This is a genomic window from Leucobacter japonicus (assembly GCF_001273855.1).
GTDB classification, from domain to species: domain Bacteria; phylum Actinomycetota; class Actinomycetes; order Actinomycetales; family Microbacteriaceae; genus Leucobacter; species Leucobacter japonicus.
Genome location: NZ_JHBX01000104.1, coordinates 485,407 through 512,181 on the forward strand (window position 1 = coordinate 485,407; position 26,775 = coordinate 512,181).

28 protein-coding genes are annotated in these 26,775 nt (G+C 69.6%); 12 read left to right on the forward strand and 16 right to left on the reverse strand.

Annotation, left to right across the window (positions count from 1 at the left end):
* Nucleotides 1–2 precede the first annotated feature (2 nt).
* From kdpB to AMS67_RS06675, 3 genes are read right to left on the reverse strand one after another with little or no spacing between them, the layout of a single operon-like run.
* Entirely contained in the window at nt 3–2,183 is a 2,181-nt protein-coding gene (gene kdpB / locus AMS67_RS06665) for a potassium-transporting ATPase subunit KdpB (protein ID WP_053386630.1), read from the reverse strand.
* Complete coding sequence (gene kdpA / locus AMS67_RS06670) at nt 2,180–3,859, reverse strand: potassium-transporting ATPase subunit KdpA (protein WP_053386631.1); 1,680 nt, start codon at nt 3,857–3,859, stop codon at nt 2,180–2,182. The genes kdpB and kdpA overlap by 4 nt, the downstream gene beginning before the upstream one ends.
* Nucleotides 3,859–3,948, reverse strand: coding sequence for a potassium-transporting ATPase subunit F (locus AMS67_RS06675; protein WP_053386632.1), 90 nt, complete (start codon nt 3,946–3,948; stop codon nt 3,859–3,861). Before AMS67_RS06675 ends, kdpA begins: the two co-directional genes overlap by 1 nt.
* A 397-nt stretch (nt 3,949–4,345) precedes the next feature.
* Here AMS67_RS06675 and AMS67_RS06680 point away from each other — a divergent pair, with 397 nt between their 5' ends.
* Entirely contained in the window at nt 4,346–5,074 is a 729-nt protein-coding gene (locus tag AMS67_RS06680) for a DUF3592 domain-containing protein (RefSeq protein ID WP_156316554.1), read from the forward strand.
* Between the two features lie 42 nt (nt 5,075–5,116).
* Here the strand turns inward: AMS67_RS06680 and AMS67_RS06685 are convergent, their stop codons facing one another.
* The 3 genes from AMS67_RS06685 to AMS67_RS06695 all read right to left on the reverse strand — a co-directional run bounded on the left by AMS67_RS06685 (nt 5,117) and on the right by AMS67_RS06695 (nt 8,248).
* A complete protein-coding gene (locus AMS67_RS06685) occupies nt 5,117–5,383 on the reverse strand; it encodes a putative antibiotic biosynthesis monooxygenase (RefSeq protein WP_053386634.1) in 267 nt (88 codons plus the stop codon).
* Nucleotides 5,384–5,501: 118 nt separating this feature from the next.
* Nucleotides 5,502–7,556, reverse strand: coding sequence for a carboxypeptidase-like regulatory domain-containing protein (locus tag AMS67_RS06690; RefSeq protein WP_082305337.1), 2,055 nt, complete (start codon nt 7,554–7,556; stop codon nt 5,502–5,504).
* Nucleotides 7,557–7,642: 86 nt separating this feature from the next.
* The gene (locus AMS67_RS06695; protein WP_241488006.1) at nt 7,643–8,248 is read right to left on the reverse strand and encodes a TetR/AcrR family transcriptional regulator; all 606 of its coding nucleotides are present in this window, start codon (nt 8,246–8,248) and stop codon (nt 7,643–7,645) included.
* Nucleotides 8,249–8,354: 106 nt separating this feature from the next.
* Between AMS67_RS06695 and AMS67_RS06700 the strand changes: the two genes are divergently transcribed.
* The gene (locus tag AMS67_RS06700; RefSeq protein ID WP_053386637.1) at nt 8,355–9,356 is read left to right on the forward strand and encodes an SDR family NAD(P)-dependent oxidoreductase; all 1,002 of its coding nucleotides are present in this window, start codon (nt 8,355–8,357) and stop codon (nt 9,354–9,356) included.
* A gap of 21 nt (nt 9,357–9,377) precedes the next feature.
* On the opposite strand, the gene AMS67_RS06705 is transcribed toward AMS67_RS06700, so the two are convergent.
* The 3 genes from AMS67_RS06705 to AMS67_RS06715 are packed head-to-tail and all read right to left on the reverse strand — an operon-like array spanning nt 9,378 to nt 11,508.
* On the reverse strand, nt 9,378–9,971 hold the full coding sequence (locus AMS67_RS06705) for a YdeI/OmpD-associated family protein (RefSeq protein WP_053386638.1): 594 nt from the start codon (nt 9,969–9,971) through the stop codon (nt 9,378–9,380).
* Nucleotides 9,958–10,932: an NAD(P)H-quinone oxidoreductase gene (locus AMS67_RS06710; protein ID WP_053386639.1), complete on the reverse strand. Its 975-nt coding sequence runs from the start codon at nt 10,930–10,932 to the stop codon at nt 9,958–9,960. Before AMS67_RS06710 ends, AMS67_RS06705 begins: the two co-directional genes overlap by 14 nt.
* Before the next feature lie 33 nt (nt 10,933–10,965).
* Nucleotides 10,966–11,508, reverse strand: coding sequence for an FBP domain-containing protein (locus tag AMS67_RS06715; protein WP_306455244.1), 543 nt, complete (start codon nt 11,506–11,508; stop codon nt 10,966–10,968).
* A gap of 159 nt (nt 11,509–11,667) precedes the next feature.
* Here AMS67_RS06715 and AMS67_RS06720 point away from each other — a divergent pair, with 159 nt between their 5' ends.
* The 3 genes from AMS67_RS06720 to AMS67_RS06730 all read left to right on the forward strand — a co-directional run bounded on the left by AMS67_RS06720 (nt 11,668) and on the right by AMS67_RS06730 (nt 14,787).
* Nucleotides 11,668–12,249 (forward strand): TetR/AcrR family transcriptional regulator, encoded by a 582-nt coding sequence (locus AMS67_RS06720; RefSeq protein WP_053386640.1) that lies wholly within the window; start codon nt 11,668–11,670, stop codon nt 12,247–12,249.
* 75 nt (nt 12,250–12,324) lie between these two features.
* Nucleotides 12,325–13,161: an SDR family NAD(P)-dependent oxidoreductase gene (locus AMS67_RS06725; RefSeq protein WP_053386641.1), complete on the forward strand. Its 837-nt coding sequence runs from the start codon at nt 12,325–12,327 to the stop codon at nt 13,159–13,161.
* A 174-nt stretch (nt 13,162–13,335) separates the two neighbouring features.
* Nucleotides 13,336–14,787, forward strand: coding sequence for a dihydrolipoyl dehydrogenase family protein (locus AMS67_RS06730; RefSeq protein WP_053386642.1), 1,452 nt, complete (start codon nt 13,336–13,338; stop codon nt 14,785–14,787).
* Between the two features lie 66 nt (nt 14,788–14,853).
* Here AMS67_RS06730 and AMS67_RS06735 read toward each other — a convergent pair whose 3' ends face one another.
* The 3 genes from AMS67_RS06735 to AMS67_RS06745 form a co-directional block, all read right to left on the reverse strand.
* Nucleotides 14,854–16,035: an AI-2E family transporter gene (locus AMS67_RS06735; RefSeq protein WP_053386643.1), complete on the reverse strand. Its 1,182-nt coding sequence runs from the start codon at nt 16,033–16,035 to the stop codon at nt 14,854–14,856.
* Between the two features lie 100 nt (nt 16,036–16,135).
* Nucleotides 16,136–16,522, reverse strand: coding sequence for a gamma-glutamylcyclotransferase family protein (locus tag AMS67_RS06740; protein ID WP_241488007.1), 387 nt, complete (start codon nt 16,520–16,522; stop codon nt 16,136–16,138).
* Nucleotides 16,519–17,313 (reverse strand): DUF4386 domain-containing protein, encoded by a 795-nt coding sequence (locus AMS67_RS06745; RefSeq protein ID WP_082305338.1) that lies wholly within the window; start codon nt 17,311–17,313, stop codon nt 16,519–16,521. The genes AMS67_RS06740 and AMS67_RS06745 overlap by 4 nt, the downstream gene beginning before the upstream one ends.
* A 109-nt stretch (nt 17,314–17,422) precedes the next feature.
* On the opposite strand from AMS67_RS06745, the gene AMS67_RS06750 reads away from it, so the two are divergent.
* Entirely contained in the window at nt 17,423–18,106 is a 684-nt protein-coding gene (locus AMS67_RS06750) for a TetR/AcrR family transcriptional regulator (RefSeq protein ID WP_075201249.1), read from the forward strand.
* Between the two features lie 64 nt (nt 18,107–18,170).
* On the opposite strand, the gene AMS67_RS06755 is transcribed toward AMS67_RS06750, so the two are convergent.
* Entirely contained in the window at nt 18,171–19,049 is an 879-nt protein-coding gene (locus AMS67_RS06755; protein WP_053386645.1) for an AraC family transcriptional regulator, read from the reverse strand.
* 120 nt (nt 19,050–19,169) lie between these two features.
* Here AMS67_RS06755 and AMS67_RS17835 point away from each other — a divergent pair, with 120 nt between their 5' ends.
* The gene (locus AMS67_RS17835) at nt 19,170–19,439 is read left to right on the forward strand and encodes a carboxymuconolactone decarboxylase family protein (protein WP_206541744.1); all 270 of its coding nucleotides are present in this window, start codon (nt 19,170–19,172) and stop codon (nt 19,437–19,439) included.
* Between the two features lie 6 nt (nt 19,440–19,445).
* Nucleotides 19,446–19,715, forward strand: coding sequence for a carboxymuconolactone decarboxylase family protein (locus AMS67_RS17840; RefSeq protein ID WP_206541745.1), 270 nt, complete (start codon nt 19,446–19,448; stop codon nt 19,713–19,715).
* A gap of 130 nt (nt 19,716–19,845) precedes the next feature.
* On the opposite strand, the gene AMS67_RS16785 is transcribed toward AMS67_RS17840, so the two are convergent.
* From AMS67_RS16785 to AMS67_RS18100, 3 genes are read right to left on the reverse strand one after another with little or no spacing between them, the layout of a single operon-like run.
* Nucleotides 19,846–19,965 carry a methionine/alanine import family NSS transporter small subunit gene (locus AMS67_RS16785; RefSeq protein ID WP_075201250.1) on the reverse strand — a complete coding sequence of 40 codons (120 nt, stop codon included), beginning with the start codon at nt 19,963–19,965 and terminating at the stop codon, nt 19,846–19,848.
* Complete coding sequence (locus AMS67_RS06765) at nt 19,962–21,578, reverse strand: sodium-dependent transporter (protein ID WP_053386646.1); 1,617 nt, start codon at nt 21,576–21,578, stop codon at nt 19,962–19,964. Before AMS67_RS06765 ends, AMS67_RS16785 begins: the two co-directional genes overlap by 4 nt.
* 41 nt (nt 21,579–21,619) lie before the next feature.
* A complete protein-coding gene (locus tag AMS67_RS18100; protein ID WP_277619553.1) occupies nt 21,620–21,751 on the reverse strand; it encodes a hypothetical protein in 132 nt (43 codons plus the stop codon).
* Between the two features lie 53 nt (nt 21,752–21,804).
* Between AMS67_RS18100 and AMS67_RS06770 the strand changes: the two genes are divergently transcribed.
* The 4 genes from AMS67_RS06770 (at nt 21,805) to AMS67_RS06785 (ending at nt 26,744) form a co-directional block, all read left to right on the forward strand.
* Nucleotides 21,805–23,136 carry a hypothetical protein gene (locus tag AMS67_RS06770; RefSeq protein ID WP_053386647.1) on the forward strand — a complete coding sequence of 444 codons (1,332 nt, stop codon included), beginning with the start codon at nt 21,805–21,807 and terminating at the stop codon, nt 23,134–23,136.
* A 247-nt stretch (nt 23,137–23,383) separates the two neighbouring features.
* Entirely contained in the window at nt 23,384–24,859 is a 1,476-nt protein-coding gene (locus AMS67_RS06775; protein WP_053386648.1) for an APC family permease, read from the forward strand.
* Between the two features lie 2 nt (nt 24,860–24,861).
* Nucleotides 24,862–25,530, forward strand: coding sequence for a TetR/AcrR family transcriptional regulator (locus AMS67_RS06780; RefSeq protein WP_053386649.1), 669 nt, complete (start codon nt 24,862–24,864; stop codon nt 25,528–25,530).
* Nucleotides 25,527–26,744, forward strand: coding sequence for a DmpA family aminopeptidase (locus AMS67_RS06785; RefSeq protein ID WP_082305340.1), 1,218 nt, complete (start codon nt 25,527–25,529; stop codon nt 26,742–26,744). The genes AMS67_RS06780 and AMS67_RS06785 overlap by 4 nt, the downstream gene beginning before the upstream one ends.
* The last annotated feature ends 31 nt before the right edge of the window (nt 26,745–26,775 follow it).

Consider the following 26,775-nt stretch of genomic DNA (forward strand, 5'->3'; position numbering starts at 1 on the left):
GGTCAGAACCCGGGGATCAGGCGCACGGCCTGGTCGATGATCCAGATGCCCACGAACGGGGCGACGAGGCCGCCGAGCCCGTAGATGGCGAGGTTGCGGCCCAGCGTCTGCGAGGCCGACCCGGCCCGGAACCGCACGCCGCGCAGGGCGAGCGGAATCAGGCACACGATGACGATCGCGTTGAAGATGATTGCCGAGAGCACCGCGGAGGCCGGCGAGTGCAAGCCCATCAGGTTGAGCGCCGCGAGCTGCGGAAAGACGCCCATGAACATCGCGGGAATGATGGCGAAGTACTTCGCGACGTCGTTCGCGATCGAGAACGTAGTGAGCGCGCCGCGCGTGATGAGCAGCTGCTTGCCGACGCGCACGATGTCGATGAGCTTCGACGGGTCGGAGTCGAGGTCGACCATGTTGCCCGCCTCTTTCGCGGCGGAGGTGCCCGAGTTCATCGCGACGCCGACGTCGGCCTGCGCGAGCGCCGGGGCGTCGTTCGTGCCGTCGCCCGTCATCGCGACGAGGTTGCCGCCCGCCTGCTCGCGCCGAATGTACGCGAGTTTGTCTTCGGGGGTGGCCTCGGCGAGCACGTCGTCGACGCCGGCCTCGCGGGCGATCGCGGCGGCGGTGACGGGGTTGTCACCGGTGATCATGACGGTCCGGATCCCCATGGCCCGCAGCTCGGTGAACTTCTCGGGGAGGCCCGCCTTCACCACGTCAGCGAGCTGCACGACGCCGAGCACGCGCGCGGCGCCCGATTTCTCGGCAACGGCGACGACGAGCGGGGTGCCGCCGCTCTCCGAGACTTCTGCGACCCGAGCGTCGAGGTCGGCGCGCACCACGGGCGCGACCGCCGCCCCACACGATTCGACCCACTGCAGTACGGCCGATGCCGCACCCTTGCGGATGCGCTCGCCCGAGGCCAGGTCGATCCCGGACATGCGCGTCTGGGCGGTGAACGGCACGATCTCGCCGTCGGGATGTGATTCGAACGTGACGCCCGGCTCGCCGGCGCCCTGCTCGGTGGCGAGCTCGGTGGCGAGCGCGACGATCGACACGCCCTCGGGGGTCGGGTCGGCGAGTGAGGCGAGGGCGGCGGCCGTCGCGAGTTGCGACTCCGAGACTCCGTCGAGCCGGTGGAAGGCCGTCGCCCGGCGGTTGCCGTAGGTGATGGTGCCGGTCTTGTCGAGCAGCAGTGTGGTGACGTCGCCGGCCGCCTCGACCGCGCGACCCGACATCGCGAGCACGTTGCGCTGCACGAGCCGATCCATGCCGGCGATGCCGATCGCGCTGAGCAGTGCCCCGATCGTGGTCGGGATCAGGCACACGAGCAGTGCGACGAGCACGGTCAGGCTGACAGGCGCGGCGGCGTACGACGCGATCGGGTTGATGGTGAGCACGACGACGAGGAAGATAATCGACAGGCTCGCGAGCAGGATGCTCAGGGCGATCTCGTTCGGCGTCTTCTGGCGCGCGGCACCCTCGACGAGTGCGATCATGCGGTCGACGAACGACTCCCCGGGCTTGGCGGTGATGCGCACGACGATGCTGTCGGAGAGCACGCGGGTGCCGCCGGTGACGGCCGAGCGGTCGCCGCCCGACTCGCGCACGACGGGGGCCGATTCGCCGGTGATCGCCGACTCGTCGACCGAGGCGATTCCCCACACGATGTCGCCGTCGCCCGGAACGAGCTCGCCGGCGCTGACGACGACGTGGTCTCCGACTCTGAGCTCCGCGGAGGGCGCGTCATCGACCGCGGCACGCTCGGCTGCGGCGTCACTCCGCGAATCGTATGCGACGAGTCGGTGCGCGGTGGTCTGCGTGCGCGTCGCTCGCAGGGTGTCGGCCTGGGCCTTGCCGCGGCCCTCGGCGACCGACTCCGCGAGGTTTGCGAAGAGCACGGTCGCCCAGAGCCAGAACGCGATCCCGGCGGTGAACGTGACGGGCACCGGGGTGCCGCCCGAGCTCTCGGGCCCGCCAAGCCAGGGCTCTGCGATGGCGAGCACTGTGGTGAATGCCGCGCCGAGCCAGACGATGCCCATCACCGGCGTGCGCCACTGGCGCCGCGGATCGAGCTTGTGGAATGCGCCGGGCAGTGCAGCGCGCAATTGCGCCCACGAAAGGGCGGTGCCGCGGCGGGCGCGAGATGGTTCGGCCGCCGTCGTGGCGGGTTCGAGTGTGGCGGTCATGGTTGCATCAGCCCTTCCGCCAGGGGACCCAGCGCGAGAACGGGAAAGAAGGTGAGCGCGGTGACGAGCACCGTGACGGCGGCGAGCATTCCGACGAAGAGGGGACGGTGCGTCGGCAGGGTGCCCGCGGTGGCGGGCACCCGATCCTGCGCTGCGAGCGCGCCCGCCAGGGCGAGCACGAACACCATGGGTGCAAACCGGCCGAGCAAGATCACCGTGCCGAGGGCGACGTTCAACCACGGGGTGTTCGCGGTGAGCCCGGCGAAGGCCGAGCCGTTGTTGTTCGCTGCCGAGGTAAAGGCGTAGAGCACTTCGGTGAGACCGTGCACGCCGGGGTTCCAGATCGAGGTGCCGGTGACGCTCTCGCGAATGCCGGGGAGCGCGAAGCTGAGCGCGGTGCCGGTGAGCACGAGCGTCGGCGTGACCAAGATGTACAGCGCGGCGAGCGTGATCTCGCGCGCACCGAGCTTCTTGCCGAGGTACTCGGGGGTGCGGCCAATGAGCAGGCCGGCGATGAACACGGCAATGATGGCGAGCACGAGGATCGCGTAGAGCCCCGAGCCGACCCCGCCGGGCGAGATCTCGCCGAGCATCATATTGACGAGCGGCAGCATGCCGCCGAGCGCCGTGTACGAGTCGTGCATGGAGTTCACCGCACCCGTCGAGGTGCCCGTGCTCGTCGTCGCGAACAGGGTCGACCCGACGAGCCCGAAGCGCCACTCCTTGCCCTCGAGCGCGCCCCCGGCGAGCTGCGGCGCGGTGCCGCGCCCGGCGCTCTCGAGGGCGGTGAGGATCACGAACGACCCGACGAACAGCAGCGCCATCACGGCGGCGATCGCGGTGCCCTGCCGGGTGTCTCCCACCACGCGCCCGAAGGTGCGGGGCAGGGCGAACGGAATGAGCAGCATCAGCACGATCTCGAACAGGTTCGTCCAGGCGGTCGGGTTCTCGAAGGGGTGAGCGGAGTTCCCATTGAAGAACCCGCCGCCGTTCGTGCCGAGCAGTTTGATCGCCTCCTGCGACGCGACCGGGCCTCCGGGCAGCTGCTGGGTCGCACCGGTGAGCGTCGTGACGTCGACGAATCCGCTCAAGTTCTGCACCACCCCGCCGATCACGAGCACGATGGCCGAGACCGCAGCGATCGGCAACAGCACGCGGGTCGTGCCGCGGGTGAGGTCGACCCAGAAGTTGCCGATGGTGCCGGATCGCCGGGCCGCGAATCCGCGCACGAGTGCGATGGCGACGGCCATGCCGACCGCGGCCGAGACGAAGTTCTGCACGGCGAGCCCCGCGAACTGCACCGTGTACCCGAGCGTCAGTTCGGGCGAGTACGACTGCCAGTTCGTGTTGCCCACGAACGACGCGGCCGTGTTGAACGCGAGATCGGGCGACGGCGCGGGCAGCCCGAGTGCCGCTGGCAAGATCGGCTGCAGGCGCTGCAGCGCGTAGACGAGCAGCACCCCGACGGCCGAGAACACGAGCACGCCGCGCAGGTAGGCGCGCCAGTGCTGCTCGGCGCCGCCGTCGACCCCGATGAGTCGATACACGAGGCGCTCGGCGCGCCAGTCGTTCCGAGAGGTGTACACCCAGGCGAGGTAGTCGCCGAGGGGGCGATGCGTCACCACGAGGATGAGCGCAACGGTGGCGAGGGCCGCGACGGCCTGCAGAGCGACCATCAGAAACGCTCCGGGCGCACGAGCGCGACCACGAGCACGACGAGCGCTCCCAGCGCCAGCACGGTGGCGGCGATATCGAAGACGATCACAGGCGCTCCACCGCCCGTCCCACCAGTCCGATGAGCGCGAAGACCGCGATCACGCCGCAAACGGCGACCACATCCAGCACGGGTTCCTCCTGAGAGTCGTTCCGGCCTCTCGGCCGTGAACCCGACTGTCGGGCTCACTTCCGATCGAACACCGGCGCGACGTGCCGAGCGATGGTCCTCGCGGAATCCATACGGCGATCGCAGGGAAGCTCACGCAACGCTGACGAAGCCCGCGCTCAGAGATGTGATTCACGACGGTGCTGATGCCCTGCGACGACGCACTCCCCTGTTTCTCCCCCTTGTGAACCGCGTCAGATAGCCTGAGGCCGGCAGACAGGCACAGCACAGCACAGCACGGCACAGCACGGGGGAACGTGCGGCGGCGAAGGGGGACGGCATGCGGGGAACCGGGACGACGTGGCGGGGCTGGCGTCCGGTGGGCATCGCGTTGTGGGCGGCGGCGTTCATCGCGCTCGCGCTGGCGGGGTGGTCGACGCTCCAGGTGCTCGCGGGCGGCGAGTGGGTGCGGTGGGCCGGGGCCGAGTGGCTCGCCGACTCCGACGATGTACCCGTGGCCGTGCAGCGCCTCTCGACGATCAGTATCAATGTCGCGCCCGTGCTGCTCTTGGCCGCGGCGGCCGTCGACTTCGTGCGGCGCGACCGAGCGGGGCTCGGGGGTTCGTGGGCGGTCGCGCACGGGTTCGGGTGCGCGTTGCTCGGCATCGGGATCGGCGCCACCATCGCGGCGTCCACCGTCGGGGCGACGCCGTCGCTGCCGCTGCTCGCTCTCCTCGGGGGTGCGGTGTGCCTCGCGATTCGGCCCGTCACGACTCGCGTGCTGGCGTCGCGACGCGCGGAGCGCGAGCACGCGGTGGCGCAGGGTGCGACCGCCGAGGGCGTCGTGGAACACGTCGACGTCGTGACGATCGCCGACGTCAACCGCTGGCGCGTCACGGTCAGCTACGCCGATCGTGAGGGGCGCGAGCGCCGGCACCGGGCGACGGTGCCGTTCGGCTCCGGCATCTCACCAAAGGTCGGCGATCGCTGCGCCGTGCGCTACGACCCGCAGCGGCCGGGCCGACGCGCAGCGGTGTCCGTCTCAGCCGCGAGCTGGCATCGGGGATGACCGGGTCTGGGCGCTGATCCGGCACCCACCCGTCTCAGTCGATTAGCTGCGCGCGCGACGACGCATCGCGTGGTACCCGCGCGTCAGCATCGGCACGGCAAAGCCCACCGCGATCGGCACCACGATGGTCACCGTGAGCGCGAAGCCGAGCACGTCGGGCCAGGAGGCGACGAGGGGCGCGAGGGCAAAGCGCACCAGCAGCACGAGCGGCAGGATCGCGGTCCACGTCAGCAGCATGCGAATCGCGAGCGGCACGTGCGGCATCGCCGGCATCGGTGCAGCGGGTTCAGGGGTGGGCGCGGCTGACATTATTCTCCAAACATTCGTTTGGAGTCAGCGTATCGTCGCCGACTCCTGCAACGCAAACGCGGTGGGCCGGGAACGCATTCCCGACCCACCGCGTGCGCGACAGCGCAGTCTCCCCGAGTTACGCGCTCGGCGTGCCCTTGCGTCGACGCGCGACGAGCAGCACCACCGCGCCGATCGCGAGCAGCACTCCGCCGGTGCCGAGCATCGGGGCGAAGTCGGTTCCCGTGTTCGCGAGGTCTCGACCGCCGACACCAGGGCGATCGCCCTGCGCCCCCGCCGATGCCTGAGCCTCAGAGCTCCCCGCGCCCGCATCGGCGGAGCCGCCTGCAGTCGCATCAGGCGCAGCGTTCGCCTGTGCAGAAGCATTTGCAGCACTTCCGCCGCTGGCATCCGCCTGAGCATCCGATGCCGCCACAGCGACGAGCACGAAGTCTTGATCGGCGACAAGTGCCCCCGAACCGTCGATCACCACGGTGCGGATGGCGGGTCCGTCGAGCGTGTATCCCTCAGGCACCTCGATAGTCATCTCGTAGGTTCCCGGAGGAATGTCTCCGAACGTGAAGGACCCGTCTTCGCCACTGCTGGTGCGGAACGAGAGGTCGCCACTCAACCCCAACATCACCTGGGGAACCGGTTCACCGCCAGCGGTTACCGTGCCCCTGACAGCGCCAACTTTCACGATCTCGAAATCGATGTCTGTCACGTTCGAATCGACGATGTCGACGGTCTGCGACGTGTCGTCGCCTTCGGCCGTGATGGTGTACTCACCCGGCAGCAATCGGGGAAACACGTACCGGCCGTCGGCATCAGTGACCGCGGTCAGCGTGCCATCAGGGCCGGTGGCGGTCACCGTCACGCCAGCGGCAGGCCCACCCGGCGTCGAGACCGATCCCGAGATCGTCTGATACTTCACCCGTTCGCCGGTGAAGTTCACGTTCTCGATCGGGTCTTCAGAGCTGCCGTCGATGGTGAACGGCGGCTGCGTCGACGGGTTCACGAAGCCATCGGGCAGCGTGACCGCGGGAGTCCACGTGCCGGTGCCGACGGAGTCGAAGAGGTAGGTACCGTCTGCGCCAGTGGTGGCGGTCACTACGCTTCCCGCCCCGTTGTCGAGCGTCACGGTAGCGCCCGGAATCGGGTTTCCGTCCGTATCCTGCACCACGCCCGTCACGGCAACGGGAACGATGTCGCGCATCGAGAAGTCCTCAACTGCGTCGGTGTCGCTCAGGTCGACCGACCGGCCGGTCGCCCCCTCGATGATCTTGCCCGCCGGCGCCTTCGCACGCACGATGTACCCGTCGCTCGCCTGCACGCCCGGGAACTCGTAGGTGCCGCCGATGCCGGTGATCGCGGTACCGACTTCGGTGCCATTCGCGTCCGTGAGCGTCACAACGACCCCACTGCCATCGCCGCCGGCGTCGGTCACCGTGCCCGAAACATCACGAGAGAGCGAGGCGAACCAGGTCTGGTACACCGGGAATCCCGTGCGGCGCTGGAACGTGAAGGTGAGCGAGCTGATCGGCGCGGAGGGTTCGAACCATGCCGCTGACCCGGAGGTGTCGACCGCAGCGTCATTGCCCGTGAGCGTGAGCGTCGACGGATCCCAGTTCGGCACGTCGGTGGCGTCGCCCGTGCACGACGGCTTGCCGGGGAGTCCGGGCGCGCAGTAGTTGAATCCGCCGTTGAATCCGAGCTGCGTCGCGTTCAGCGCAACGCCGTTCGGGCCGATGGCGCGAATCTTCACCAGATCGGCATCGATGTCACCGAGCACGAACGTCCAGTTGGCGGTGGGCGTCGGCTTCGAGAAGGTGTAGGTCGTGGTCGAGGCCCCCGATGGCGTGTCGACTTTCGGTCGGAGGTTGAGGTACTGCTGGTCGCGACTGTCGCCGTATTTCTGCCCCACCTCGGTTCCCGCTGAGAGCCACGTACTCGCGCCTGAGATGACTCCGACCTGGCCCGCGCGCGAATCCGACCGCACTTGCGCGGTCAGTGCGGGCGAATCGGCGATCTGCACCGTGGTCTGGTAATTGCCGCCAGTTCCGGTCAGATCGGCCCACTCGGCCCAGCGGCTCGTCGTGTCGGCCACCGCCGGAGCTGCCGCTGCGACCAAGCCGCTCAGCACCAGCACGGGCGCGGCCACGAACGCACCCCATCGTCCTCGATTTTTCCCCATGCGCACTATCGTAAGCGGCGGGGCGCATGATCGGAATAGTGTGCGCGCGCCCGCATTCCCGCGGGAGCTGGTGCGGCCGACGACGTCTACTCCGTGCGGGGGGCGGCGATCCCGCGCATCACCAGGTCGACCGTGTCGCGCACCCGCGCGGTGTCGAGCGGCAGGCCGGTGAGGGCGGCGTACGACGTCATCGCAATGAGGTGGTCTGCGAGCAGGATCGCATCGACGTCGTCGCGCACCGCGCTGTGAGCCGTCGCCTGTGCGAGCCGCTCCCCCACCCAGTCTCGAATCGGGGCAGCCAGGCGGGCGTTGAGCGCGGCCCCGACCTCGGGGTCGGTCGCGGTGACCGCGATGAGGGCGCGTGCGACGCCGAGACCTTCGGGGGTGGCGAGATGCTCAGCGGAGGTGCGCAACCACGTGGCGAGCTGCTCGGCCAGATCGCCAGCCGAATCGTCAACGGGAAGCGCCGCACCGAACGCGCCGTGCACGAAGTCGGGCGCCGCCTCGTCGAGCAACGCTTCGGCCAGAATGGCGGCCTTCGAGGGCCACCAGCGATAGATCGTCTGCTTCGATACCCCAGCTTCGGCGGCGAGCCCCTCGATGGTGAGCGCCGCGTACCCGTCTGCGGCAAGCGCGGCGCGCGTCGACGCGAGCACTGAGCGTCGGGCGGTTTCACTTCGGGTTCTCGGCACGGCTTCAGGGTATCGGGGTGTATCGTGCTGCATAAGTGGACGCACCGTTGCGTTATGGTTGCATCAGCACGGGAGCCCACTCCGGAATTCGACGAATGGAGATCTCATGGCCCTCACCGCACAATCCTCGATCGGCGACTGGCTCGCAGACCCGACCGGCGGCGACCTCGTGCGCGGCTTGCTCGCGCAGTCCGGTGCAGACCCCGACAGTCTGACGCCGGTGCTCGGCCTCCCGCTGCAACAACTGGTCGTTCTGAGCCAGGGCGCGATGCCGCAGTCGGTGGTCGACGACCTCGTGCGCGCCGCGAACGGTGGCGAGATCCCCGACGATGCCGCACCGACCGGCTGGGCCGAGCGCATCACCCCCGAGCGCTTCAGCGGCAAGACCGTGATCGTGACCGGGGCCGCCTCGGGCATCGGCCGCGCGACCGCATCCCGCATCGCACGCGAGGGCGGCCGGGTGGTCGCGTGCGACATTGCCGCAGAGAAGCTGGAGGCGTTCCGCGCCGAGCATGCCGATGCCGACATCACCGTCATTGCTGGCGATCTGACGCAGCAAGACGCGATCGACCATGTGGTCGCCGCTGCAGGCGACCGCATCGACGCGCTCGCGAACATCGCGGGGATCAACGACGACTTCTCCCCCGCCGGCGAGACGCCTGACGCGGTGTGGGATCGCGTCATCGCCATCAATCTGACCGCACCGTTCAAGCTCATGCGCGCGGTGCTCCCCGCGATGGAGCGCGCCGGGCGCGGAGCCATCCTCAATGTGTCGAGCGAAGCCGCGCTGCGCGGCAACGCATCGGGCAACGCCTACACGGCAAGCAAGCACGGCATCGTCGGCGTCACCCGCTCCGCGGCGTTCATGTACGGGCCGAAGGGCATCCGCGTGAACTCCGTGGCTCCCGGCGGAGTGGCGACCGGCATTCCCATGCCGCCGCACATGTCAGAGGCGGGGTCGGCACGACTCGCCCCGTTCCAGCAGGCGATTCCGACGGTCGCAACGGCCGAGCATCTCGCGGCGTCGATCACGTTCCTGCTCTCCGACGACGCCGTCAACATCAACGGCGCGGTGCTCGCCTCCGACGGCGGGTGGTCGGTGCAGTAACCCCGTGGCTGCGGCGGGCGCCTACGTCTGCCGCAGCTGCTCGACCAGCAGGGCGATGCGGCGCGTTCGCGTTTCCGCGCGCACCGCGGTGACGATCGGGTGCAGCGCGCTGTATCGCGCACTGCGGCTCAATGCGTCGAAGGCGCTGCGCGCAGCCGGGTCTGCGGCGAGCGCGGCGGTCAGTTCGCCGGGCTCCTGCATGTCTGCCGATCCGGCGTACGCCCGCTCCCAGCGACCATCGGCCTGAGCGCGCTCGACCTCCTGTCGCCCGCGTTCGCGCATCAGCCCTGCAGCTTCCAGGCGAGCGACGATATCGACGTTGCGCTGCGACCAGATCGAGCGCGCCCGCCTGGGGGTGAACCGCTGCAGAAACGTGGTCGCGTCGTGCGCGCGCTTCTGCCCGTCGATCCACCCGCTGCAGAGCGCGATCTCCAGGGCGTCCTGATAACTCAACGAGGTCGGCGTCGTGGTCCCTTTCTTCGCGAGCACCACCCAGCCGCCGTCGTGCTCGTGCTCCACCGCTTCGAGCCACGCGCGCCAGGCGGCGGCATCGGCGAACACGAGCAGTTCGGGTTCGGGGGTCGCGCTCGTCGCGCCCGGCTTACTCGGCGACATCGAGGATCACCTTGCCGAAGTGCCCGCCGGCGCGCAGCAGGTTGTGCGCCTCAGACGCCCGAGCGAGCGGCAAGCGGGCCTGCACCGGCACCCGAATCTGCCCGCGCTCCAGCATCGGCCAGACGAGTTCGCGCGTGCGGTCGAGAATCCGCTGCTTGTCGTGCGGCGCGCGCGAGCGCACGGTCGTGCCGATGAGATGTACGCGTTTCGCCATCAGCGCGCCGACGTTGAGCTCCCCGGTCGCCCCGCCGAGCGTGCCGATGATCACGAGTCGCCCGAACTCGCGCAGCATCCGCACGTTGTCGTTGAGCGCGGGGCCACCGACGACGTCGAGCACGATGTCGGCGCCTCCCGCGTCGCGCGCGGCGGAGACGACGTCGGTGAAGTGCCGGTTCCAGGCGAGATCGGCGCCGAGTTCGCGAACGCGCGCGACGGCATCGTCGGATCCGACGGTGGTGAGAACCCGGGCGCCGAGCGCATGCGCGAACTGGATGGCGAACGCGCCGATGCCGCCCGTGCCGCCGTGGATGAGCACGGTCTGCGGATCCGGCGCCGCTCCCCCGTCACCCCCTGCGGGCTCGGTGCGCAGCCCGGCCTCGAGCACCAGATTCGACACCACCGTCGCGGCGACCTCGATGATGCCGCCGGCCTCGGCGAGCGAGAGCCCGGCGGGCGCGGGCAGCACCTGCACCTCGGGCACCGCGACGACTTCGGCGTACCCGCCGCCCGCGAGCAGCGCGACAACGGGTGCGCCGGTGTCGCGCCGCCGCCCGGAGACCTCGAGCCCCGGGAGTTCCGAGGCACCGGGTGGCGGCGGATAGACGCCCGCGGCCTGCGCCACGTCGGCTCGGTTCACCCCGGCTGACACGACATCGATGAGGATCTCCCCCTCGCCCGGCACGGGCTCGGGGATATCCACGAGTTCGAGCCGATGGTCGTCTGTGATGGTGATCGCGCGCATACCTCCACGCTAGACCGCGCCGACTCGGGTGCGCTACCGCCCGGTGACGAGCATGTCGGCGAAGCTCGCGACGCGGTGCTGCAGGTGCTCGATGCGCCGCTGCCGCTCAGCGGCCATGTCGAAGCCGTCGTAGGGCAGCGGCGGGTCGGTGCGCACATTCCAGGAGCACTGGAAGTTCTGGCAGATCAGGGTGCCGACGGTGTTGCCGCGACGGCCCGACTCTCCCGCGCGACGGGCAGAGAAGAACACGACCTCGTTGATGAGGCGCGTATCGCGGCACCATTCGCAGATCTGGCGGCGCTGCGGCGAGGCGTCGGCCTGTCGCAGCATGATGCCGGTCGGGGTGCCGTCGAACGCGGGCAGCACGACGTAGGCGCGCTTGGCGAATTTGGGGTCGTGCCAGCCGAGGTAGTCGAACTGCGACCAGTCACGGGTGTCGAGATCGTCGGGCAGCCCCGCGACGGACGACTCTTTGCGAGACGCGTTGATAAAGCTTGATCGGATGACGGGTGCGGTGAGTGCGAGCATGATGATGCCCTTTCGTACGTGATGAATCTGGGCCTGGGTTCGCGTCACGCGCCGAGGGCGGAAGAACCGCCGCCGACCTCCTGACGCCCGAGGGCCCGAGTCACTGCGTATTGCACCCGACCACGGTAACACTGCATCGCTCGCAGCACTCCAATCGCCACCCACCACAAGTGGCAGCTTCTGCCACTTCGGAGTACAGTGAGCCGCATGGAAGCGAACTCGCAGCTCTCGCGCGGCGACCGCGCCCGGCTCGAGGCAGCGGAGCGCTGCGCCGAACTCTACGTCGCGCGCGGCACCACCGGCCTCACCGTCGCCGAGATCACCGCGGCCATCGGCATTGCACCGCGCACCTTCCACCGGCACTTCCCCACCAAAGCCGAGAGCATCGCGCCGATCTTCGACTGGACGACCCGGCAGTTCAACGCCGCCATCGTCACGGCACCAACCGACGCGCCGCTCCGCGAGGTCGCGCGACTCGCGTTCACTCGGTCGCTCGGCGATCAGCAGCTCGACCGCACCCGCGCACTGTTCCCGCTGGTCTTCGCCGATCCCGACATGTGGGCGGTCTTCCTGCGCAAGTTGCACGATGGCGAAACCTCACTCGCCCCCGTGCTGGCGCCGCGACTCGGGGTCGATCCCGCGTCGCTCTCCGCGCGCACCGCGGCCGCGGTCATCGCGAGCGCGACCCGCATCGCCCTCGAAACCATGGCCAACTCCGGCGACGACGCCGAAACGGTGTATCTGCACGCGCTCGACGCGTTCACCTCCGAAACCATCCGTCGACTCTGACGGACTCCGCGTCGCGGCCCCGACCCACCGCGACAGCGCAGATCACCGGGCCGAGAGAACACGGAGCACCACACCATGACAGCACTTCTCGCAGGCAAGGTCGCGATCGTCACCGGCGGCGCGAGCGGCATCGGGCTCGCAACCGTCGAGCGGTTCATCGCCGAGGGCGCGCAGGTCACCATCGCCGACATCCAGGATGAGGCCGGCCAGGCCGAGGCGGCGCGACTGGGCGATGCTGCGCTCTACGTGCGCACCGACGTCACCGATGAGGCCAGCATCGCGGCCCTCGTCGACGCCACCGTCGAGCGCTTCGGCAAGCTCGACATTATGTACAACAATGCCGGCGCGCAGGGCGATCCCTCGTCGATGCTCGAGATCGAATCGGCAGGCTTTGACAAGTCGCTGGCACTGCTCACCCGCTCGGTGCTGCTCGGCCACAAGTACGCCGCGCGCCAGTTCCAGAAGCAGGGCACCGGCGGATCGATCATCTCGACCGCCTCGGCAGCCGCACTGCAGGGGGGCTGGTCGGTCGCCGGATACACCATCGCGAAGCACGCCGTGGTCGGCATCGTGCGCCAGGCCGTCGCCGAACTCGCACCGCTCGGTATCCGCTCGAACGCGATCGCCCCGGGCGTCATCATGACGCCGATCATGGCCCGCAGCTTCGGCGTGCCGCTCGACGAGGCCGAGGCGTTCGCCGACTTCCTCGCCGCGAAGCTCGGCGCGACGCAGCCCATCGGTCGCGTCGGCCAGGCCGACGACATCGCGAAGGTTGCCACGTTCCTCGCCAGCGACCTCGCCGACTACGTCACCGGCACCGTGATTCCGGTCGACGGCGGCGCCACCTCGGTGACGCAGGGCACGTTCGCGACCGACGTGGTCGCCGCGGCTGCGGAGTACACCAGCCGCTGAGCCTGACCCGGCCGTTGGCACTGGCACTGACGAGCGCTGGTGCGTTGCGCGAGTGCCGTTCGCGGGCTGCGCAACGGGTGCCGGATCGCCGCGACCGTCGATAGACTCCGGCCTATCGGCGGTCGGCGCCCGCGCACCCGGCGCACGCGCGATCGCCCGTTCGAGGGGAGCACCATGCCGCAGCAGTTCGATGTCATCGTGATCGGAGCGGGGCCCGTTGGTGAGAACGTCGCCGATCGCGCCGTGCAGGGCGGGCTCAGCGTGGTGATCGTGGAGTCTGAGCTCGTCGGCGGCGAATGCTCGTACTGGGCGTGCATGCCGTCGAAGGCGCTACTGCGCGCCGGCGAAGCGGTGCGGGCCGCGCAGGGCGTCGACGGCGCCCGCCAGGCCGTGACGGGATCGGTCGACGCGACGGCGGTGCTGCGCCGACGAGACTCGTTCACGAGCAACTGGGACGACTCGGGCCAGGTGCGCTGGCTCGACGGTGCGGGCATCGACCTCGTGCGCGGGCACGGCGCCATCTCGGGGGAACGCGAAGTGACCGTGACCGCCGCCGACGGCAGCGAGACCGTGCTGCAGGCGCGGCACGCGGTGGTCGTGGCGACCGGGTCGGCGGCACTGCTCCCCGACATTCCCGGCCTCGCTGAGGCGCAGCCCTGGACGAACCGCGAAGCCACCGCCGTCGAGCAGGTGCCGCGTCGCCTCGCCATCGTCGGCGGCGGTGTCGTGGCCGCCGAACTCGCGACCGCCTTCGCCACCCTCGGCGCGCAGGTCACCCTGCTCGTGCGCAGCGGCCTGCTCTCGGGGCAAGAGCCCTTCGCGGGCGAACTCGTCGGCGACGCACTGCGCGAGCTCGGGGTCGATATGCGCCTCGGCGTCTCGCCTACCTCGGTGTCGCGCGACGCCGACGGCATTGTGCACGTCACCACGGACGGCGGCGATGTGGTCGACGCCGACGAGATCCTGGTCGCCACCGGCCGCGTGCCCCGCACCGGCGACATCGGGCTCGATCAGCTCGGGCTCGAGCCCGGCGCCTGGCTCGACGTCGACGACACCATGCGCGTCACGGGCACGGGCAGCGCCCACTTCGCCGGCGACTGGCTGTACGCCGTCGGCGACGTCAACCACCGGGCCCTGCTCACGCACCAGGGCAAGTACCAGGCGCGCGCCGCCGGAGACGCGATCGCGGCCCGCGCGAACGGCACCGAGCTGCGTGACGAGCCATGGGGCCGCCACGTCGCGACCGCTGATCACGCGGCGGTGCCGCAAGTTACCTTCACGGATCCGCCCGTCGCCTCGGTCGGTCTCACCGCAGCCGCTGCCGAGCGCGCGGACCTCACGACTCGCGTCGTCGACATCGAGATCGGCAGTGTCGCGGGCGCGAGCGTGCACCGCGACGGCTACCGCGGCACCGCCCGCATGGTCGTCGACGAGAGCCGCAGCGTCATCGTGGGCGTCACGTTCGTGGGCCCCGACGTGCAGGAGCTGCTGCAGTCGGCCACCATCGCCGTGGTCGGCGAGGTGCCGCTCGAGCGCCTGTGGCACGCGGTGCCCGCGTACCCCACGATCAGCGAGGTCTGGCTGCGGCTGCTCGAGGGGTACGGGCGGTCGAACGACGCGCTGTAGCGGGGCCGCGATCCGGCGTGCACCGACCCAGCGCCCCGGTCGCTGCGGCCGAGCCCGCGCGCCCCACTATTCGGCGGGCGCGGCCGCCTCTTCGATCGGCGTCGCACCGCGTTCTTTCGGTGGCACCGTCTTCTGATCCTGCGCCGGGAACACGACCTTCTGCACGATGATAATGACCGATGCAGCGACCGGGATCGCCACCAGTGCACCGAGCACCCCGCCGAGCGCACCGCCGCCGACCGCCGCGATGACCACGAGCGAGCCCGGCACCGCGACGGCCTTGCTCATGATGCGCGGGCTGAGCACGTACGCCTCGATCTGCATGTAGACGAGGTAGTAGATCGCCGCGATCAGGGCCGTCGTCGGCGAGCTCACCAGGCAGATCACCGAGATGATCACGGAGGCCGACAGTGTGCCGACGAGCGGAATCAGCGAGCCGATGAATGCGATGAGCGCGAGCAGCGCCGGCAGGGGTGCCCCGATGATGCTCAAGAAGATGAGGCTCAGAATGCCGTTGCAGAGCGCGAGGCTCACCTGCCCGATGACGTACCGGCCGACCGCGCCAGAGACATCTTCGAGCAGGTCACGGAAACGCGGGCGCTGGTAGGCCGGAACGAACCGCACCACGAGACGCTTCATCGCGCGCATCGACGCCATGAAGTAGAGGGTCAGAATCAGCACGATGATGACGCCCGTGACCCCGCCCGCAATCCCGGCCCCGACCGCGACGAGTCCGCCGCCGATCTGGCCGAGGTTGGTCGGGTCTTGCAAGAAGTCGAGCGCCCCCGAGATCGCCTGGTCGAAGTTCGAGCCGAACTGATCGGTGAGCCAGGCGTACCAGTCACTGTGCGTGATGTCGTCGACCATCTGCGGCGCACTGTCGACCAGGTTCGTGATCTGCTTGACCAGCACGGGCACGATCGCGAGCAGAATGCCGGCGAAGGCGAGGATCACCACACCGACCACCACTGCGACCGCCGCGGGTCGGGGCAGCTTGCGCTCGATGAACGACACGATCGGGTCGAGACCCAGCGAGAGGAAAAGCGCGACGCCCACGTACACGAGCACCGTGGCGAGCTGCCCGACGATGCTGCCGATCAGCAGCGCGACCAGCACGCCGAGCGCACCGAGCAAGCCGAAGGTGAACGGATTGATGCGGGCGCTGTTGCCGAACGGGGTGTACCCCGCGGGGGTCGCGCCCGGACCGGGATCCTGCGCGTCGTCCTGTTTCGTCTGCCACCAGCGCATGTCATTCCCCTTACCGGGCCGCCGAAGGCGTCCCTACTCCGTCAGTCGACCACTCGAAGGGGTTCGGGTCAAGCGCATCGACGGGTGGGTCTGAGGTGCGCTATGCGTCGCTCGCCGCGACGTACACGAACGCGTCGACCCCGGAGGCGAGTCGCACGAGCACGCGCACGTAGTCGTCGACCTCGTAGTCGTCGGTTGCGGCCAAGTCGGCGTCGCTGAGCGCCAACGCGGCCCCGGCGACCGAATCGCTCGGCGATCCGGGGCGCAGAATCGGGTGCCGGTCGGAGCCCGACGCCGCGATCACCGCGGGGTCGGTAATCTGCACCCACTCGAGGCGCCACCCCACCAGGGTGTCGTCGACGGTCGGCACCGCACGCCCGTACAGCGCCTGCTGCACATTGGCCTGGCGCAGGGTGCCGTACGAGAAGACGCGGTGCGGGGTCGGCTCTGCCCGGCCAGCCACGGGTGCGGATGCGTGCTCAGTCACGGTGCGAGCCTAGCAACGGGGGCGTCGGCCTCACGATCCTGCGCTGCGTCGATGCGCACCCCGCGCACGAGCAACCACACCCCGATCGCGAACTCCCAGAGCGCGATCGGCAGCGCGAGCAGGCCCGCAAGGGGCGACACCTGATCGAGTACGCCCGCGACGGTCAGCACCGCCGACACCATCAGCACCGGCGCACCGACGAGCCCAATGATCGGAATCACCCGCGGCACGAGACGGGCCCGCAGCAGAATCGTGCCGAATAGCAGCGCGTTCACCGCCGGCAGCAGCCCGGGGCCGAGCAGAAACGCGCCGTCGTGCACTGCGACAAGCGCGGTCTCAATGCCGACTGTGGCGGCGTCACTGCCCGCGCCACCCGCGCCACCCGTGCCTGCGCCGGCGTCGCCCACCGTTGCCAGCGCGAGCAGCGCGATCACCCCGGCGAACACGAGTGCCGCCTCGACCACGCGCGACGCCACAAACCCGATGGCGAGCGCGGGCCGCAATCGCAGGCCGATCGGCGCGAAGGCCACGGCGGTGCCCACACACGCTGCGGCGAGCGCGAGCTCGAGCACCACAGCGACGGTCAGCAGTGCAGTGTCGCCGCCCTCCAGGTACGCGCGCTTGAGCGCGAGTGCCGGGATCGAGGTGGCGAACGTGACGAGGTAGAGCGCGCCCGTGGTGCGGGCAAGGGCTGTGGTGGTCGCGGGGGTGAGACTGCGGGCGACGCCGACGCCCGTGTCGTTGCTGGCGCGTTGGCCGGTGTCGATTGCGGCACTGCGGGTGGTGGTCATTGCGACTCCGGTTCTCTCGTGCGGGGCGGCTGCACTCACTCCTGAGCGGGGTGTACGCCGTACACCTCGGAGCATAGGTGTACGGTGTACGCTTCGTCAAGGAGGTGCCATGCCCGAGACCCCACCGCAGTCCGAGACGCAGCCCGCGCCGCAACGCGTGCGCGATCGACTCGATCACGCGCGCGTCGTGCAAGCCGCGATCGCCCTCGCCGACGCCGAGGGCCTCGACGCGCTCAGTATGCGGTCACTCGCCGCGCAGCTCGGCGTCGTGCCGATGGCGCTCTACAAGCACGTCGCGAACAAAGACGACCTCATCGGGGCGATGATCGACACGATCGTCGCGGCATACGCGGATCCGCCACCCGGCGGCTCCTGGCGCGAACGCGTGCGCGCCCGCGTCTTCGCGGCACGAGACCAGGTGCTCGCGCACCCGTGGCTCGCGGCGGCGATCGAGTCGCGTACCCGCCGCACGGAGCCAGTGCTCGCACACATGAACGCGATCGCGGGCGAGTTCATCGAGGGCGGCATCTCGCCGCACCGCACGCACTACGCGATGCACGCGCTCGGCACCCGCATCTGGGGGTTCAGCCGGGAGGCGTTCGATGATCCGGACGCCCCGACGACCGACGACGCTGACCAGCCCGCAGTGCTCGCCTACATGCGCGAGCGCTACCCGTTCGTCGTGCAGATCGCGCTCGACGCAGCGCAGCGCTCCCCCGCCGGGTGCGACAGCGCACACGAGTTCGGGTTCGCGCTCGACCTCGTGCTCGATGCGGCCGAAGCACCGATCTAGTGGCAGTTTGGTGCACTAAAGCCCCGCTTACGACACCAAACTGCCACCAAAACGCGGGGCGGCATCACCCACGCGGCGCGGGGCCGCCAGCCCCATCCCGCGCTTGCGCCCAGTGCCGCGGCGACGCCCCGAGGTGCTGCGTGAATGCGCGCGTGAACGACGACGCGCTCGCGTAGCCGAGCTCGGCGGCCACCCGCGTTACGCTCTCGCCGGCGAGCAGCCGGCCCTGCGCGAGCGTCAGCCTCCAGCGTGTCAGGTACTCGGCCGGCGCGATGCCCATCACCGAGGTGAACCGCGCCATGAACACGCTGCGCGACATCATTGCGGTGCGCGCCATCTGCTCGATGGTCCACGCGCGCCCGGGCTCCGCGTGCAGCTCGGTGAGCAGTGGCGCGAGCCGCGGGTCGCCCAGGCCGGTGACCAGGCCGGCCGAGATCTGCAGCGCGTCGGCGTGGTCGAGCATCCAGCGCAGCAGTTGGATCAGCACGACCTCGAACAGTCGGTCGGCGATGATGGTGCGCCCGCACCGCACCTGGTCGGCCTCACCGAAGAGCAGCTGCAGCGCCGGTTCGAGCTCGGCGATGTCGTCGAGCGGGATCACCACGACGTGCGGCAGCGCCGCGAACAGCGGGTGGGTCGCCCCTCCCGACACGTCGAGCGCGGCGCAGGTGAAGTCGGATCCGCCCACCGGAGCATTCACGAACGTGTGCTCCCAGGGGCGCGGCACGAAGACAACGCTCGGCCGGTCGACGCTCAGCGACCGCGCCGACCCGTCGGGCGCGAGGTACTCCATAGTGAGCTCGCCACGGCGCAGCACGTGCAGAAACCCGCGGCCCGGGTGCGCGGCGAAGTGCTCGCGCCCGCACATCGCGCCGGTGAAGAACAGCGACGTGCTGATGCGCAGCCGCTCGAGCAGTGGGGCGAGTCGGTCGGGGTCAGCCATACGCCCAGCATAGGACGATTCGGGTCGTTATTCATATTTTTTGCCACACATCATCCGAATGAAGGCCGCAGACTCGATGCATCGGCCCGAACCCGTCGGGCCACAACCGAGGAGCAACCCATGTCGCACGTCACCCTGATCGACCACAGCACCACGAGCGGAGAGGTGCGCGAGCATCTCGACCAGATCCACGCCACCTTCGGCGCGACCCCGGCAATGTTCAAGGCCGTCGCCCACTCACCGGCGGCGCTGCGCAGCATGTGGGGATCCTTCGCCGCATTCTCGACCAGCAGCCTCGGGGCCGCCATCGGCGAGCAGATCGCGGTCGCCGTCGCCAACCGCAACGCCTGCGCGTACTGCCTCGCGGCGCACACCGCGCTCGGCAAGTAGACGGGCGTGAGCCGCGACGGTATGGCGGCGGCGCAGACCGGCCGGTCTGACGACCCGAAGGTCGAGGCGCTGCTGCAGTTCGCGCTCGCCCTCGTCGAGCAGCGCGGTCAGGTCGCGGCCGAGGCCGTCGAGGCCGTGCGCGCGCACGGGTGGAGCGACGAGCAGATTGTCGAGACCATCGGCCAGGTCGCGCTCAACCTCTTCACCAACTACGTGAACGTGGCGCTCGACGTGCCGGTCGACTTCCCGGCGGTGCCGTTTCGCAGCGAGGCCTGAGCGAGCCTGTTCGGCGTGACCCGCGAAATTGGTGACGGCCCTGGTGCACTATTCACCCAAATAGCGCACCAGGGCCGTCATGAAAATTGTGAGAACGGTGCGGGGCGCTCAGGCCGACCACAACACGAACTCAGTCGTCGCTGAGGTCGCTCACGTCGGGGTGTTTGCGCAGGCGCAGGATCGCCCAGGCGAGCCCGCCCCAAAGCACGCTGAGCGAGAGCACCATCATCACGATTGCACTGGTGGTCATCGGTCGCCTCCTGAGCTGCTGCGCTGTGCGGCGGCCTCGCGCGCTTCTGCGACGAGGTCGGCCATTTCGGTTTCGAGATCTTCGGGCGCATCGGGCACGAAGCTCTCGGCGTCGCGCCGTCGATAGCGCCGGTAGCTCATCGCGAACGAGAAGATCGCGAGGAGGCCGATCGCGCCCCACCCGATCACCGAGATGAACCAGGTCGGAAAGCCGCCGTAGCCGTCGACGAGGTACGACTCGATGCCGCGCACCAGAATGACGGCGAGAATCACGGGGGTGACGACCGACACCGCGATGGCCCACACCGGCCCGAGCTTCAGCGACGAGAGTGCGTTGAGGTGCGAGCGCAGGCCCGGCACCGCGCGGAACACCCACGCGACGAGCACGAGCATCGCGACCGCAGACCCGGTGACGCCGATGTTGTTGACGAACGCATCGAGCACGTCGAGCACGTTGAGCCCTGAGGTGGTGCCGAAGAGCAGCACCGACGGAATGCCGGCGGCCAGGCCGACCACGATGGCGACGCGGCGGTTCGACCAGCCGGTCTTGTCTTGGAGCGATCCGGTGACCACCTGGTAGATCGAGAGCAGCGAGGTGAACCCGGCGAGCACCAGCGACCCGAAGAACAGCAGCGCCATCACCGTGCCGCCCGGCATCTCGCTGAGCAGGGTCGGGAACGTCATGAACGCGAGTGCGACGCCGCTGATGCCTTCGAGCTCGTCGATCTGCACGCCCTGGGTGAAGGCGAGGAAGCCGAGGGCGGCGAACACACCGATGCCGGCGAGCATCTCGAACCCGCAGTTCGCGAAGGCGACGACGAGGCCCGAGCCCGCGAGGTCGCTGCGCCGCTTCATGTACGACGAGTACGTGAGCATGATGCCGAAGGCGATCGAGAACGAGAAGAAGATGTGCCCGTAGGCCGCGAGCCACACGCCAGGGTCGGCGAGCGCCGGGAAGTTGGGGGCGAAGAATTGGTTGATGCCGTCCCAGGCCCCGGGCAGCGTCATCGCGTAGATCACGATGATCGTGAAGACGATGACGAGCAGCGGCAGCGTGATGCGGTTGGCGCGGTCGAGGCCGCGGCGCAGCCCGAGCGACATGACGATGATGGCGGCGATCCACACGATCAGCAGCGTCACCAGCACGGCGGGCACGAAGTCGAGCGTGACGCCTGGCGCATCTGCGAGCTGCAGGTACTCCCCCGTGAAGAAGCCGACGGCATCGTCGCCCCACTGCCGCCCGAAACTGAACCAGACGAAGCCGAGCGCCCAGGCGATGATGACGGCGTAGTAGGTCAGGATGAGGAACGAGACCCCCACCTGCCACCAGCCGAGCGGCTCGGCTTTGCGGTTGAGGCGCTTGAACGCGAGCGGCGGAGCCGCGCGGTACTTGTGCCCGATGGCGTAGTCGAGGAAGAGGATCGGCAGCCCGGCCGTCAGAAACGCGACGAGGTACGGGATGAGAAACGCGCCCCCGCCGTTCTCGTAGGCGACGCCGGGAAACCGCCAGATATTGCCCAGCCCGATGGCAGAGCTGATGGCGGCGATGATGAAGGCGCTGCGCTTGCCCCAGGTCTCGCGCTCGGGTGCGTTCGGCTTGGCTTCGGAAGTCACCGTATCAACGGTAGCAAGGAGCGACCGGCGCGCGTCAAGGGTCAGGGGGCTCGAGAGACACTGAATATCAGTGCGGTCCACGCGCACACGAGCATCACCACCGCCGCGCCGGCGGCGGTCCAGAGCAGCGCCAGCACCGGCGCACTCACGAGCGCAAGCAGATCAGCGTGCATTCGGAACGCCGCATGCGCGATTATGGAACGCATACGCCCTCGAAAGGACGCTCATGGCGACGAACGGTGCACCCGATGCGAGCGAGCTGACGACGCGTGTCGCGGAGCTCGAGGCCGAAAATGCCCGGTTGCGAGCGGCGCGGGATCAGCCCGGCGACACCGCACCCCCTCCCGCTCGGCGGCGTTCGCGCTGGTCGTCCGTGCTGTCGGCCGCGCTCATCATCGTGGGTCTTGTGCTCGGCACCGCCAGCATCGTCGCGATGTATGCGAAGCGTCAGCTCACCGACACCGACGCGTTCGTCGCGATGCTCGCACCGCTCGCCGACGACCCCGACGTGCAGGCGGCGGTCGTCGCTGGCGCGAATGAGGCGATCGACCAGGCCGTCGACATCCCGTCGCTGACGGCACCGGTGTTCGACGGCATCGCCGATCTTGATTTGCCGCGGAGTGCGACGACAAGCCTGCGCCTGTTGCAGGGTCCGATCAATCAGGGTCTGCAGTCGCTGGCGCACGGCTTCGTTGCCGACGTCATCGCGTCGCCCACCTTTTCGACGGTGTGGCAGTCTTCGTTGCGCAGCACCCACGCGCAACTAGTCGCGACGCTGCGCGGTGACGCGGGGTCGGCGGTGTCGTTGAGCGGTGCCGGGTCGGTGCGGCTCGAGCTCGGCCCGTTGCTCGCCGAGGTGCGTGAGCGGCTCGTCGCGAACGAGGTGATGTTCGCCGAGGCGATTCCGACGACCGATCGCAGCATCGTGCTGGTCGAGAGCCCCGAGCTCGGCAAGCTGCCCGGCGTGTACGCCGCGGTCGTCGCGCTCGGGTCGTGGCTGCCCTGGGTCTCGCTCGCGCTCCTCGCGGTCGGTGCGCTGGTCGCGCGTCGCCGCCGCAGGGCGGTGTTCGCGACCGCCGTCGCCGTCGCTGCGCTCATGTCGGTGCTCGGCATTGCGATCGCGGTCGGGCGCGCGGTGCTTCCGGTGTCGTTCGCGTCTGAGGTGGTGACGCCCGAGGCGCTGAGCGCTGTCGTCGTGGCCGTGACGGATCCGCTCGCGGCGACGGTGCTCGCGATCGGCGCGCTGGGCGCTGCGGTCGCGGTGGTGACATGGTGGTCGGGGCCGTCGGTGGTCGCTCGGTGGCTGCGCGGCGGCATCGCTCGGGCTGCCGACCGGGTGCGCGCGTCGGCGCAGCGCCGCGGTGTTTCGACGGGTGCCGTCGGCGTGTGGGTCGATCGCAACGCCTCGTGGCTCACCGTGTTGGTGCTCGTCGCGGCTGCGGCGTGTGTGCTGTTCATTCGACCGCTCGCCGTAGGCACGGTGGTGTGGGCGGCCGTGCTGGGCGCGGTCGTTGTGCTCGTGCTGCAGTTCGTGCGCCGGCCGGCGGGCGACTCCTAGGGCGCACGGCTCGCCACACACGATCGCCGCGTCGCCTCGGCCGCATGGCGCCCTTGCCGCGCCTCCGCGGGGCGACGCAAGCGCTGCCCGAGCGCGCGCCGCAGCGTAATTTCTGAACACACAACAAGCTGGGAATGACCAAAATTTACCTACGCGACAACATATTCCAGAAAAAATGATACAGTCGTTCAGAAATCTGCACGATGCTTCGGGATCGCCCCGTCGCCCAGAAACAAGGGAGTTTCTCGTGTCATCTGACGTTCGTACCGCGCCACCCGGCGCCCTCGCCCCGGGCAAGCTCGGCACCTTCGACATCGTCTTCTTCGTGGTGTCGGCGGCGGCTCCGCTGACGGTGGCGGTGAGCTCTGCACCGCTCGCGTTTCTGGTCGGCGGCATCGGCGCCCCGGGGGCGATGCTCGCCAGCGGGCTCGTGCTGATCCTCTTCGCCGTCGGGTTCACCGCGATGTCGCGCTACGTGCGCAATACCGGGGCCTTCTACGCCTACGCGGCGGCCGGGCTCGGCAAGCCCGTTGGGGTGGGCGTCGCGTTCATCACGATCGTGTCGTACGCGTTTCTCTGCATCTGCTTCTACGCGCTGCTCGGCTTCTTCGCGAACCTCACGTTCGCGCACCTCTTCGGCATCGACGTGCACTGGGCGGTGTGGTCGGTCGTGTCCGTGTGCGTGATCGGGCTGCTCGGCTACCGGCGCATCGACGTCGGCGCGAAGGTGCTCGCGGTGCTGCTGACGGCCGAGGTCACGATTCTGCTCGTCATCTCGATCGCGATCATCGTTCAGCACGGCACCGCGATCGCACCGGCCGCCGCCGCGTCGTTCGACCCGCGCAACGTGTTCTTCGCGTCAGGCGCAAGCGCACTGTTCGTCTTCGGATTCGGCGCGTTCCTCGGGTTCGAGGGCACCGTGATCTACGCCGAGGAGGCGAAGCAGCCGCGCCGCACGGTGCCGCGTGCGACGTACATCGCGATCGCGTTCCTCGCGGTGTTCTACGCGTTCACGTTTTTCACGCTGACCGTCGCGTTCGGTGTCGACGGCATCATCGCGCTCGCGCAGTCAGAGGACTTCGAGCAGATGATGTTCATCGCCGGCGGCAATGCGCTCGGCGCGTGGGCGGGTGTGGTGATGGAGATCCTCGTCGTCACCAGCTTCTTCGCCTGCACCCTCGCCTTCCACAACGCGTGCTCGCGCTACCTCTTTTCGCTCGGCCGCGAGCGCCTGCTGCCCGAACGGCTCGCACGCACGCACCCCCGCATGCACTCGCCGCACGTCGCGAGCCTCACGCTGACCACGCTCTCGCTCGTCGCGATTCTCGTCGCCGCGGTCTCGGGCGCCGACCCGTTTCTCGGCGTCGGCCTCTGGTGCTACGCGATCGGGGTCGCCGGCCTCGTCTTCTCGCAGGGCGTCGCCGCCGTCTCGGTGGTGGGGTTCTTCTGGAAAGATCGCCGCGGGCACGGCGTGTGGCAGGTGATCGTCGCCCCGATCTTCGGCGCCATCGGCTTGCTCAGCGCCTTCGCCGTGATCGCCACCCACTTCGACCTCGTCTCGGGGGTGCAGGGGCCGATCAACGGCGTCATGCTTGCGTGCGTGCCGGTCGTCTTCTTGGGCGGCGTGGCAGTCGCTATCGTGATGAGACGGCGCTCCCCCGAGCGCTACGCGGCGCTGACGCAGTCGGTCACCGTGATCGCCGACGACCGAACGGAGCCGTAAGCATGGCCGCAGCGAAGAGTGCCCAGCGTCGCAAAGATCTGCTCGAGGCCACCACGCGCGTGCTCAGCGAGCGCGGGCTCGCGGGTGTGAGCGTGCGTGCGGTCGCCGAGCGCGCCGAGGTGAGCGCGGGCAGCGTGCTCTATCACTTCGAGAGCTTCGACCACCTGGTCGAGACGGCGGTGCGCGGGGCGATCGAGGAGTTCATCGACCGGCGTCGCCAATTCGCCGAGGGGCATCCGGATCCGCTCACGCGCCTGCGCCGCACCATCGAGGCGGGCATTCCCGCCACCATCAGCGACGACCTGCGCATCGTCTACGAGGCGTCGGCGGTGGTGCGCGATCAGGCGCGCTTCCGCGCCGACATGGTGCTGCTGCTCGAGCGCCAGGTCGCGCTCTACACGACCATCATCGAGGTCGGGGCGGCGCTCGGGGTGTTTCGCCCGCGCATGGACGTCGCCGCGATCGCCTCAAACCTCGTCGCGCTCGAAGACGCCTACGACCTCTACCTGCTCGACCCCGACAACTGGCAGCGCGACCGGTACCTCGCGAACACACTGCAGTTCGCCGAGATCGCGCTCGATTGCAGCTTGAGCGACGCGGCTTCCGATGCTGCAGATGCGGGATCAGCCGCCGTCACAGCCCCCACCCTCGACCCTCAGGAGCCGCAGTGAGCGACACCGCACCCCGCGCCATCGGCGCCCCCGCCGCCGGTTCCGCTTTCGACTTTGACGCCGCTCGCACGCCCCGCGCCCGCGATCTCGGCATCCCGTTCGACGGCGAGCCCGGCCCGTGGAACGCCATCACCGACGTGCCCGGACTCGAAGTCGGATACACCACGATCGTGACCGACACCCCGCACGTGGCGCGCACGGGGGTCACGGTGATCCTGCCCCGCGGCCGCGCCGAGGCTGCACGGCCGTGCGCCGCCGGCACCGCCGTGCTCAACGGCAACGGCGAGCTCACGGGGCGCAGCTGGATCGAGGAGTCGGGCCAGTTTCAGACCCCCATCGCGATCACGAACTCGCACGCCGTCGGCGCCGTGCACCGCGGGGTCGACCAGTGGCTCGCTGAGCACCACCCCGAGGCCGCCGCGCAGTGGATGCTGCCCGTCGTCGGCGAGACGTGGGACGGGTATCTGAACGAGATCAACGCCGACACCGTCACCCCCGAGCACGCGCGCGCCGCGCTCGACGCGGCAGCGAGCGGTCCGATCGCCGAGGGCAACGTCGGTGGCGGCACCGGCATGAACTGCTACGGGTTCAAGGGCGGCACGGGCACGGCATCGCGCGTGGTGCGGGGTGGCGCTGGTGCTGCTGGCGAGGGTGACCGCGACAGCGACAGCGACCAGTCGTGGACGGTTGGTGTGCTGCTGCAGGCCAACTTCGGCTCGCGCAAAGAACTGCGCGTCGCCGGCCGCACGCTCGGGCGGCAATCGGCAGCACCGAACCCGATGGAGACGAGCGACTGGTTCGAGCGCGAGACCGCATCGGCGGCGCACGCGGTCGCCGGTGCGGGCAGTGTGATCGTGGTGGTCGCGACCGACGCTCCCCTGCTGCCCGATCAGTGCCGCGCGCTCGCTCGCCGGGTGTCGCTGGGGCTCGCCCGCACGGGCACGACGGGCAGCCATTTCTCGGGCGACATCTTCTTGGCGTTCTCGACGGCGAACCCTGACGCTCTCGGTTCGCGCATGGGCACGGCGACGGGCACCGTGGCGACGCTCGAGCATCTGAGCTGGGGCGGCATCGACGCGTTCTACACGGCCGTGGTCGAGGCGACGGAGGAGGCGGTGCTCAACGCGCTGGTCGCCGCCGAAGACACGGTCGGGCGCGAGGGGCACGCGAGCTACGCGTTGCCGCATGACGAGGTGCGCGCGGCGTTCGGGTAGTCGGGCTGGGGAGGAGCGGGCGCGCATACTG

Excerpts from the sequence above, each read along its gene's own strand:
- kdpB (WP_053386630.1), bottom strand. The coding sequence starts at position 2,183 with ATGACCGCCACACTCGAACCCGCCACGACGGCGGCCGAACCATCTCGC.
- kdpA (WP_053386631.1), bottom strand. The coding sequence starts at position 3,859 with ATGGTCGCTCTGCAGGCCGTCGCGGCCCTCGCCACCGTTGCGCTCATC.
- AMS67_RS06680 (WP_156316554.1), top strand. The coding sequence starts at position 4,346 with ATGCGGGGAACCGGGACGACGTGGCGGGGCTGGCGTCCGGTGGGCATC.
- AMS67_RS06685 (WP_053386634.1), bottom strand. The coding sequence starts at position 5,383 with ATGTCAGCCGCGCCCACCCCTGAACCCGCTGCACCGATGCCGGCGATG.
- AMS67_RS06690 (WP_082305337.1), bottom strand. The coding sequence starts at position 7,556 with ATGGGGAAAAATCGAGGACGATGGGGTGCGTTCGTGGCCGCGCCCGTG.
- AMS67_RS06700 (WP_053386637.1), top strand. The coding sequence starts at position 8,355 with ATGGCCCTCACCGCACAATCCTCGATCGGCGACTGGCTCGCAGACCCG.
- AMS67_RS06705 (WP_053386638.1), bottom strand. The coding sequence starts at position 9,971 with ATGTCGCCGAGTAAGCCGGGCGCGACGAGCGCGACCCCCGAACCCGAA.
- AMS67_RS06710 (WP_053386639.1), bottom strand. The coding sequence starts at position 10,932 with ATGCGCGCGATCACCATCACAGACGACCATCGGCTCGAACTCGTGGAT.
- AMS67_RS06720 (WP_053386640.1), top strand. The coding sequence starts at position 11,668 with ATGGAAGCGAACTCGCAGCTCTCGCGCGGCGACCGCGCCCGGCTCGAG.
- AMS67_RS06725 (WP_053386641.1), top strand. The coding sequence starts at position 12,325 with ATGACAGCACTTCTCGCAGGCAAGGTCGCGATCGTCACCGGCGGCGCG.
- AMS67_RS06730 (WP_053386642.1), top strand. The coding sequence starts at position 13,336 with ATGCCGCAGCAGTTCGATGTCATCGTGATCGGAGCGGGGCCCGTTGGT.
- AMS67_RS06735 (WP_053386643.1), bottom strand. The coding sequence starts at position 16,035 with ATGCGCTGGTGGCAGACGAAACAGGACGACGCGCAGGATCCCGGTCCG.
- AMS67_RS06745 (WP_082305338.1), bottom strand. The coding sequence starts at position 17,313 with ATGACCACCACCCGCAGTGCCGCAATCGACACCGGCCAACGCGCCAGC.
- AMS67_RS06750 (WP_075201249.1), top strand. The coding sequence starts at position 17,423 with ATGCCCGAGACCCCACCGCAGTCCGAGACGCAGCCCGCGCCGCAACGC.
- AMS67_RS06755 (WP_053386645.1), bottom strand. The coding sequence starts at position 19,049 with ATGGCTGACCCCGACCGACTCGCCCCACTGCTCGAGCGGCTGCGCATC.
- AMS67_RS17835 (WP_206541744.1), top strand. The coding sequence starts at position 19,170 with ATGTCGCACGTCACCCTGATCGACCACAGCACCACGAGCGGAGAGGTG.
- AMS67_RS16785 (WP_075201250.1), bottom strand. The coding sequence starts at position 19,965 with ATGACCACCAGTGCAATCGTGATGATGGTGCTCTCGCTCAGCGTGCTT.
- AMS67_RS18100 (WP_277619553.1), bottom strand. The coding sequence starts at position 21,751 with ATGCACGCTGATCTGCTTGCGCTCGTGAGTGCGCCGGTGCTGGCGCTG.
- AMS67_RS06770 (WP_053386647.1), top strand. The coding sequence starts at position 21,805 with ATGGCGACGAACGGTGCACCCGATGCGAGCGAGCTGACGACGCGTGTC.
- AMS67_RS06780 (WP_053386649.1), top strand. The coding sequence starts at position 24,862 with ATGGCCGCAGCGAAGAGTGCCCAGCGTCGCAAAGATCTGCTCGAGGCC.